General features: G+C 63.7%; 8 protein-coding genes. 1 reads left to right on the plus strand and 7 read right to left on the minus strand.

Features of this window, described 5'->3' with window-relative positions; all coding sequences use genetic code 11:
• Positions 1-289: 289 nt before the first annotated feature.
• The 4 genes from VFE81_RS09850 to ribBA all read right to left on the minus strand — a co-directional run bounded on the left by VFE81_RS09850 (position 290) and on the right by ribBA (position 3,675).
• Positions 290-1,486 (minus strand): pyridoxal phosphate-dependent aminotransferase, encoded by a 1,197-nt coding sequence (locus VFE81_RS09850; protein WP_325044414.1) that lies wholly within the window; start codon positions 1,484-1,486, stop codon positions 290-292.
• Between the two features lie 64 nt (positions 1,487-1,550).
• The gene (gene nusB, locus VFE81_RS09855) at positions 1,551-1,985 is read right to left on the minus strand and encodes a transcription antitermination factor NusB (RefSeq protein ID WP_325044415.1); all 435 of its coding nucleotides are present in this window, start codon (positions 1,983-1,985) and stop codon (positions 1,551-1,553) included.
• On the minus strand, positions 1,982-2,488 hold the full coding sequence (ribH, locus tag VFE81_RS09860) for a 6,7-dimethyl-8-ribityllumazine synthase (RefSeq protein ID WP_006050161.1): 507 nt from the start codon (positions 2,486-2,488) through the stop codon (positions 1,982-1,984). Before ribH ends, nusB begins: the two co-directional genes overlap by 4 nt.
• A 50-nt stretch (positions 2,489-2,538) precedes the next feature.
• Positions 2,539-3,675, minus strand: a complete 1,137-nt coding sequence (gene ribBA / locus VFE81_RS09865) for a bifunctional 3,4-dihydroxy-2-butanone-4-phosphate synthase/GTP cyclohydrolase II (RefSeq protein ID WP_325044416.1) — start codon at positions 3,673-3,675, stop codon at positions 2,539-2,541.
• Between the two features lie 207 nt (positions 3,676-3,882).
• Between ribBA and ilvD the strand changes: the two genes are divergently transcribed.
• Positions 3,883-5,745 (plus strand): dihydroxy-acid dehydratase, encoded by a 1,863-nt coding sequence (gene ilvD, locus VFE81_RS09870; RefSeq protein WP_325044417.1) that lies wholly within the window; start codon positions 3,883-3,885, stop codon positions 5,743-5,745.
• A gap of 223 nt (positions 5,746-5,968) precedes the next feature.
• Here the strand turns inward: ilvD and VFE81_RS09875 are convergent, their stop codons facing one another.
• The 3 genes from VFE81_RS09875 to VFE81_RS09885 form a co-directional block, all read right to left on the minus strand.
• Positions 5,969-6,604: a riboflavin synthase gene (locus tag VFE81_RS09875; protein WP_325044418.1), complete on the minus strand. Its 636-nt coding sequence runs from the start codon at positions 6,602-6,604 to the stop codon at positions 5,969-5,971.
• Positions 6,605-6,619: 15 nt separating this feature from the next.
• Complete coding sequence (gene ribD, locus VFE81_RS09880) at positions 6,620-7,789, minus strand: bifunctional diaminohydroxyphosphoribosylaminopyrimidine deaminase/5-amino-6-(5-phosphoribosylamino)uracil reductase RibD (protein ID WP_325044419.1); 1,170 nt, start codon at positions 7,787-7,789, stop codon at positions 6,620-6,622.
• A gap of 60 nt (positions 7,790-7,849) precedes the next feature.
• Positions 7,850-8,484, minus strand: a 635-nt coding sequence (locus VFE81_RS09885) for an aminotransferase class III-fold pyridoxal phosphate-dependent enzyme (protein ID WP_325044420.1), incomplete at its 5' end; no start/stop codon positions are given.

The raw sequence follows: 8,484 nt of genomic DNA on the forward strand, positions 1-8,484 counted from the left end.
CGTCCTGGCGTCCTGCACAGGCTCGCCAGCGCGTTTCTGGCCCGCTTCGCCCGATCTGGGGAGGCCCATCGCACGATCTGCCTGGCCTGAAAAATAAAACCCCACGCTCCGAAAAACGTGGGGTTGGTCAGCAGTCTGAGGACACCCGAGGAGGGTGTCCTTTTTTTATGGCTGGCGCTTGCGATGGCGGCGTGCGAGGCCCGCGGGGCATGTGTCAGGCAGGCATTGGACCCCGCGTCAGTGAGCCCCTTTGGAGCCAGCTCAAGCCGCAGCGCCCATGCCTGTTCAGTCAGTGCCGTCCGAAGAGTTTTGCCAACCGTTCGACCGCTTCTTCCAGCTTCGGCAGGGCGGTTGCATACGACAGCCTGATGTAATCCTTCGGCGCGTGCGTGCCGAAGTCCATACCCGGCACCAACACCACGCCTGCGTCGTGCAGCATCGCTTTGGTGAGCGCCGCGCTGTCTCCGGCCGCCTGATGCGCGACCGTGCGGCAATCGGCGTACACGTAGAACGCGCCGTCAGGCATCACTGGCACTGAGAAGCCCAGCGATTCGAGCGCCGGTGCAATGAAGTCGCGGCGGCGCTTGAATTCGAGGCGGCGCGCTTCATAGATCGCAATCGTTTCCGGTTCGAAACAGGCTAGCGCCGCATGTTGTGCGAGAGCCGACGCGCAGATGAACAGGTTCTGTGCGAGTTTTTCGAACGCACCGACCATGCCGGGCGGCACCACCAGCCAGCCCAAACGCCAGCCGGTCATGTTGAAGTACTTCGAGAAGCTGTTGACGGTGATGACGTCGTCGCCGAACGAGAGCGCCGAGACAGGCTTGGCGTCGTAGCTCAGGCCCTGGTAGATCTCGTCGACGATGGTAAAGCCGCCACGTGCCCGCACGGTCTTGACGATGCGTTCGAGCTCAGCCGGTTCGATCGAGGTGCCAGTCGGGTTCGACGGCGACGCCAGCAGCACGCCACGCGTGCGTGCGTTCCACAGGCGCTCGACGTCGGCGGCGGTCAGCTGGAAGCGTTCGGCCGGCCCGCTGGGCACCAGCACGGGCTTGCCTTCCGCAGCGATCACGAAGTGACGGTTGCACGGGTAGCACGGATCGGGCATCAGCACTTCATCGTCGCGATCGACCAGTGCGGCGCAAGCCAGCAGCAACGCGGCAGAAGCACCTGCGGTGACGACGATCCTCGCCGGATCGACGCTGACGCCATAGACCTCGGCGTAATGCGCCGAGATCGCCTCGCGTAGCGCGTGCAGTCCAAGTGCGTTGGTGTATTGCGTGACGCCGCGGCGCAGGGCGCTCGCGGCCGCTTCGATGACCGGTTCGGGTGCGGTGAAATCGGGTTCGCCGATTCCCATGTGGATGATGTCGCGCCCATCGCGCTCTAGCAGCGCGGCTTCCTTGGCCAGTTCCATCACATAGAAAGGCTGGATGGCGTCAACGCGGGCAGCAAGCCGCACCAAGGGTTCGGTCACGGAGTTCATACGATCAAATCCAGTTCAGAAGCAAAAGCGGGACGGCGCGCGGCGCTCTCGTCCCGCCATACCCTCAATGCTTGCGAGCCGCCTGCGTTTCAGCAGCGCGCAGTTGCGCCGACAGCTTGTCCAGCACGCCGTTCACGTACTTGTAGCCGTCCGCACCGCCAAACGTCTTGGCGAGTTCGACCGCTTCGTTGATAACCACGCGATAGGGGATATCGACGTGATTTTTCAGTTCGAACGCGGCGACCAGCAGAACAGCGCGTTCGACTGGCGAAAGCTGGTCGATCGGGCGGTCGAGGCACGGTGCGATATCGTCGGAGAGTGCTTCCGAATCACGGATCACGCCGTGCAGAATGGCGTCCAGGTGTTCGTGGTCGGCCTTGTCGAAGCCCTGCGCGCCGCGCAGCTGCGCGTCGATTTCACCGCCGGGCGAGCCCGACAGCAGCCACTGGTAAAGCCCCTGCGTGGCCAGTTCGCGGGAGCGTCGGCGTGCGCTCTTCATGCTTCTTCCTCTTCTTCGTCTTCTTCTTCGTCGTCACCGCCGAGTTGCTCGAGCGCGACGGCGAGATTGGCCATTTCGACGGCCACGCGCGCTGCGTCACGACCCTTCTCGGTCATGCGTGCGACAGCCTGCTCGTCGTTTTCGGTGGTCAGCACGGCGTTCGCAACCGGAATGCCGAAGTCGAGACCGATACGCGTGATGCCCGCGCCGCTTTCGTTCGACACCAGTTCGAAGTGGTACGTCTCGCCGCGAATCACCGCGCCCAGCGCGATCAATGCGTCGAATTGCGCGCTTTCTGCGAGTTTTTGCAGCGCCAGCGGGATTTCCAGCGCGCCCGGCACGGTGACCAGCAGCACGTCTTCGCCGGTCACGCCGAGGCGTTCGAGTTCTTCGATGCACGAATCCGCGAGACCGTTGCAGACGGGTTCGTTAAAACGCGCCTGGACGATGCCGATACGCAGTCCGTCGCCGTCGAGATTCGGTTGGTATTGTCCGATTTCCATGTGAATTCCGTAGTGTTTTGAGTTGGCGCGTAAGCGCGTAAATGGTCGGATCAGCCTTGTTGCGGAGCCTGTGCGGTGCTGCCCGGCATGGGTACGAAGCCGGTAACTTCGAGGCCGTAGCCCGACATGCTGCCCAGCTTGCGCGGGTTCGACAGCACCTGCATCTTCCCGACACCGAGCTCGCGAAGAATCTGCGCGCCGATACCGTACGTCTTGAAGTCGACCGGCCGGCGTTTGAGCGCCTCGGCCTTTTCTTTCGAGTCGAACGCCTTGAAAACGTCGACCAGATGGTCCTTCGAATCGCCGCAGTTCAGCAGCACGATCACGCCGACGTCGCGTTGGGCGATCTCTTTCATGGCTGCGTCCAGCGTCCATGAGTGAGTCGACTTGCCGACTTCGAGCAGGTCCAGCATCGACAGCGGCTCGTGTACGCGCACCGGCGTCTCGTGCTCCGGGTTCGGCGTGCCGCGCACCAGCGCGATATGCGGCTGGCCGCTCGGCTGGTCGAGATACATCACCGCGCGAAACGCGCCGTGCGCGGTTTGCATGGTGCGTTCGCAAATGCGCTCGACAATCGATTCGGTGCGGCTGCGGTAGTGAATCAGATCCGCGATCGTGCCGATTTTCAGATCGTGCTCTTTGGCGAACTCCATCAGGTCCGGCAGGCGCGCCATCGTGCCGTCGTCTTTAATGACTTCGCAGATCACCGCGGCCGGCGTGAGGCCTGCCAGCGCGGTGAAGTCGCAGCCGGCCTCGGTGTGGCCGGCGCGCACCAGCACGCCGCCGGGCTGCGCCATGATCGGGAACACGTGTCCCGGCTGCACGATATGCTCGGCCTTCGCGTCCGGCGCGACCGCCGCGGCGATCGTGCGGGCGCGGTCGGCCGCCGAGATGCCCGTGGTCACGCCTTCGGCTGCTTCGATGCTGACCGTGAACGCTGTGCCGTACTGCGTCCCGTTGCGGTAGGTCATCAGCGGCAGGTTCAGCAGCTTGCAGCGTTCCTGCGTGAGCGTCAGGCAGATCAGGCCGCGGCCGTAGCGCGCCATGAAGTTGATCGCTTCCGGCGTGACGAATTCGGCGGCGATCACCAGGTCGCCCTCGTTTTCGCGGTCTTCTTCGTCGACGAGGATCACCATCCGGCCTGATTTCAGTTCGGCAATGATCTCTTGAGTGGAGGCGAGCGTCATGTTGGCGGAGTTTTTCGAAGAAAGCGCGTATTTTACGCCACGCGCGCCTCCAAGTCGCCTGGACCGGGTGGCATAGGCCGTTTGGCCAGGCTGTTGGGCTGTCTGGCGGCGGTTTGACAGGGCGACGTTGCTATAATTCGTCGCGCCCGCGAAGGCCACTTCCAGAATCCACAAAACAAATCCCCGCTAACCCGTTCGAGAAAGATCATGCCGCACTATCGCTCACGCACATCGACTCATGGCCGCAACATGGCCGGCGCCCGCGCCCTGTGGCGCGCCACCGGAATGAAAGACGACGATTTCGGCAAGCCGATTATCGCCGTGGTGAACTCGTTCACCCAGTTCGTGCCGGGCCATGTGCATTTGCGCGACCTGGGCGCGCTGGTCGCGAAGGAAATCGAAGCAGCGGGTGGTGTGGCCAAGGAATTCAACACGATTGCGGTGGACGACGGCATTGCCATGGGCCACGGCGGCATGCTCTATTCGCTGCCTTCGCGCGAACTGATCGCCGACTCGGTGGAATACATGGTCAACGCGCACTGCGCCGACGCCATGGTCTGCATCTCCAATTGCGACAAGATCACCCCGGGCATGCTGATGGCTGCCATGCGCCTGAACATCCCCGTCGTGTTCGTTTCCGGCGGTCCGATGGAAGCGGGCAAGGTCAAATCGCCGACAGACGGCCAGGTGATTGCCAAGATCGACCTGATCGACGCGATGATCAAGGCGGGCGATTCCCGGGTCAGCGACGCAGAAGTGGCGGAAATCGAGCGCAGCGCCTGCCCGACGTGCGGTTCCTGCTCGGGCATGTTCACCGCGAACTCGATGAATTGCCTGACCGAGGCGATCGGACTGGCGTTACCCGGTAACGGCACGATCGTCGCCACGCATGCATGGCGCAAGGGCCTGTTCGAACAGGCCGGCCGTCTGGTGGTGGACCTGTGCCGCCGCTACTATCAGGAAGAAGACACCTCGGTCCTGCCGCGCAATATCGCGAGCAAGCAGGCATTCGAGAACGCCATGGCGCTCGACGTGGCCATGGGCGGTTCGACCAATACCGTGCTGCACCTGCTGGCAGCCGCGCAGGAAGGCGGCGTCGATTTCACGATGTCCGACATCGATCGCATTTCGCGCAAAGTGCCGTGCCTGTGCAAAGTGGCACCCGCAACCGATAAATACCATATCGAAGACGTGCACCGTGCCGGCGGCATCCCAGGCATTCTCGGTGAATTGGCTCGCGCGGAACTGCTGGATCTGTCGTGCGGCAACGTGCATAGCGGCACGCTGGGCAATGCCATCGCCAAGTGGGACGTCGCCGGTGGCGCGGGTGAAGACGCGCAGAAACTCTTCCGGGCGGCGCCGGGCGGCATTCCGACCACCGTCGCATTCAGTCAGGAAGCCACGTTCGCCTCGCTGGATACTGACCGCAAGAGCGGCTGTATCCGCAGCAAGCAGAACGCGTATTCGAAAGACGGCGGCCTCGCCGTGCTCTACGGCAACCTTGCGGAGAAGGGCTGCATCGTCAAGACCGCGGGCGTCGACGAATCGCAGTGGGTCTTCTCCGGGCGCGCGCGCGTGTTCGAGAGCCAGGACGACGCCGTCGAAGCCATTCTGGGCGACAAGGTCGTGGCGGGCGATGTGGTCGTGATCCGTTACGAAGGCCCGAAGGGCGGCCCCGGCATGCAGGAAATGCTTTACCCCACGTCGTACCTGAAATCCAAGGGTCTGGGTAAGACCTGCGCGTTGTTTACCGATGGCCGTTTCTCAGGCGGTTCGTCAGGGCTGGTGATCGGGCATGCGTCGCCGGAAGCAGCCGAGGGTGGCACGATCGGTCTGGTCGAAGAAGGCGATGTGATCGAGATCGACATTCCCACGCGCAAGATGCATCTGGCGGTGTCGGAGGAGGAACTGACACGCCGTCGCGAAGCCATGGAAGCACGCGGCGACAAGGCCTGGACGCCGGTGAATCGTGAACGCGTGGTGTCGCTGGCGTTGCAGGCCTATGCGGCGCTCGCGACTTCTGCTGACCGTGGCGCCGTGCGGGACCTCTCGCAATTGAAGCGCAAGTGAGACGGAGTTGAAGCGTAACCGACCGGCTCGTTGATGCAGGAGCCGCGAGGCCGGGCGGCGTCCGCAATGGACGCCGCCCGTATGTCCGCCAGCGGATCGCGTTCGGAGCGCAAGCGGCGCTGGCGGAGAATGAGCGGCTGCACGCAGCTACGGCTGATGAGCAAAAAAGCGCTTCCGGTCAACCCCGCTGCACTGCGATGACGGGCAGAGCCCGTCAATCCGATTACTTCAACGGCGGTTGGCCGTCCTGCGATGTCGAGAGCATCCGCTCCACGTAACGCGCAATCAGATCGATCTCCAGGTTCACCTGCGAACCCTCGCGCAAATTCTTCAGCGATGTGACCTGCACTGTGTGTGGAATCAGGTTGATCGAAAACTCACAGCCGTCGTCGCGATCTTTAACAGAGTTGACGGTCAAGCTCACGCCGTTGACCGTGATCGAGCCTTTGTAAGCCAGATAGCGGCCAATTTCGCGCGGCGCCAGCACGCGCAGTTCGTGCGACTCGCCGACCGGCGCGAAATGCGTGACGGTGCCGAGTCCGTCCACGTGGCCGGAGACGATATGGCCGCCGAGCCGGTCATGCGCGCGCAGTGCCTTCTCGAGATTGACCTCGCCCGGTTCGCCGAGACCGACTGTGCAGTTCAGACTTTCGCGCGAGACGTCCACTTCAAACGAATGCGCGGCTTTTTCCACCACCGTCATGCACGCGCCCTGGATCGTGATGCTGTCGCCGAGCTGGACGTCTTCGAGATCGAGACCGCCGGCTTCGACGTTCAGACGCACGCCCGCGTCGCCATCCGTGCCGAGGGGGTTGACTGATTCGATGCGGCCCACCGCCGCGACGATTCCTGTAAACATCGTGCTAATCCTTGATCAATTCGAAGTTGGTTGGGGAGCGGGCTCGGTCCCGGCTTCGGGTGCCGGATGAGTCACGGAGCGGGGCACAAAGCGCGCGAGAATCCGCAGATCGTCGCCGATCCGGTCGACTGTGTGGAAATTCAGTTGCGTGCGGCCGTCGAGCGTTTCCGGTGCGTTCAGATTGAACATGCTCATCGAGTCCAAGCCGAGCAGGCTAGGCGCGAGATAGACCAGCAGTTCGTCGACGCAGCCTTCGCGCAGCAGCGAACCGTTCAGTTTGTAGCCCGCCTCGACGTGCAGTTCGTTGACGTTACGCTCGCCGAGTATTTTCAGCATGGCGGGCAAATCGACCTTGCCGGACGCGTTCGCCAGTTGCACGATCTCCGCGCCGCGATCGCGCAGTGCGGCGGCTCGCTCGGCATGACGCTCATCGAGATTGCCGCAGAAAATCAGCGTGGGTGCGCCGGCCAGAATCTGCGCTTCGGGCGACACGTCGAGCTGGCTGTCGATCAGCACGCGTTGCGGTTGGCGCGGCGTGTCGACGGCGCGCACGGTCATGCGCGGATCGTCTTCCCTGACGGTACCGATGCCTGTCAGGATTGCCGACGCACGGGCGCGCCACGCATGACCATCGGCGCGCGCCGCTTCGCCGGTAATCCATTGGCTGATGCCCGACGGCAAGCCGGTGCGGCCGTCCAGCGAGGCCGCCACTTTCATGCGGACCCACGGGCGGCCGCGTGTCATGCGCGACACGAAGCCGATGTTCAGTTCGTGCGCTTCGTTGGCGAGCAGCCCGCAACGCACTTCAATGCCGGCGTCGCGCAGCATCGTGAGGCCGCGCCCGGAGACTTGCGGATTGGGGTCTTCCATCGCCGCGACCACGCGATCGACCTGTGCTTCGATCAGCGCATTCGCACACGGCGGCGTGCGGCCGAAATGGCTGCACGGCTCGAGCGTCACATAGGCCGTGGCGCCGCGCAGATCATGGCCGCGCGACCGCGCGTCCTTCAACGCCCGAACTTCGGCATGATCTTGGCCGGCCGGTTGCGTGAAACCTTCGCCGATCACCTCGCCGTTCTTGACGAGCACGCAACCGACGCGCGGATTCGGGTCGGTCGTGTACATGCCGCGCCTGGCCAACGCCAGCGCGCGCTCCATATGGACGAAGTCGGTTTGCGAAAACATCGGGATCCGGTCGGGTACGGTGGCTAGGCTGGTTTCGGCGGGTTTTATGTCGCGCCGGTTTCAGGCCGCGAGCGAGGCAAACGCGCCGCGCGCTGCGTCGATCGTCGCGTCGATGATCGCGTCGTCGTGAACGATCGAAACGAAGCCCGCTTCATACGCCGACGGCGCGAAGTACACGCCGGCATCGAGCATCTTGTGGAAGAACGCATTGAAGCGCGGCACGTCGCTCTTCGTGACTTCGGCGAAGCTGGTCGGAACCGACTCGGTGAAGTACAGGCCGAACATGCCGCCGAGCGAATCGGCCGCGAACGGCACCTTCGCTTCGCGCGCGACCTTCGCGAGACCTTGCGCGAGACGCGCGGTGCGGGTGGTAAGCGTGTCGTAGAAGCCGGGCGCCTGGATCAGTTGCAGCGTCTTCAGGCCCGCGGCGACCGCGATCGGATTGCCCGACAGCGTGCCGGCCTGGTAGACGCCGCCAAGTGGCGCGAGGTGAGCCATGATGTCGCGCCGGCCGCCGAAAGCTGCCGCCGGCATGCCGCCGCCGATCACCTTGCCCAGACACGTCAGATCCGGCTTGATGCCGTAGACCTCTTGCGCGCCACCCAGGGCGACGCGGAAACCGCACATCACTTCGTCGAAAATCAGTACCGAGCCGTACTCTGTGCACAGGCGCCGCAAGGCTTGCAGGAATTCGG

This window comes from Paraburkholderia sp., from assembly GCF_035656215.1.
Lineage (GTDB): Bacteria > Pseudomonadota > Gammaproteobacteria > Burkholderiales > Burkholderiaceae > Paraburkholderia.

What these genes read in the sequence shown, in the direction of transcription:
- nusB (WP_325044415.1), bottom strand. Translation starts at nt 1,985, where the DNA reads ATGAAGAGCGCACGCCGACGCTCCCGCGAACTGGCCACGCAGGGGCTT.
- ribBA (WP_325044416.1), bottom strand. Translation starts at nt 3,675, where the DNA reads ATGACGCTCGCCTCCACTCAAGAGATCATTGCCGAACTGAAATCAGGC.
- VFE81_RS09850 (WP_325044414.1), bottom strand. Translation starts at nt 1,486, where the DNA reads ATGAACTCCGTGACCGAACCCTTGGTGCGGCTTGCTGCCCGCGTTGAC.
- VFE81_RS09875 (WP_325044418.1), bottom strand. Translation starts at nt 6,604, where the DNA reads ATGTTTACAGGAATCGTCGCGGCGGTGGGCCGCATCGAATCAGTCAAC.
- ilvD (WP_325044417.1), top strand. Translation starts at nt 3,883, where the DNA reads ATGCCGCACTATCGCTCACGCACATCGACTCATGGCCGCAACATGGCC.
- ribD (WP_325044419.1), bottom strand. Translation starts at nt 7,789, where the DNA reads ATGTTTTCGCAAACCGACTTCGTCCATATGGAGCGCGCGCTGGCGTTG.
- ribH (WP_006050161.1), bottom strand. Translation starts at nt 2,488, where the DNA reads ATGGAAATCGGACAATACCAACCGAATCTCGACGGCGACGGACTGCGT.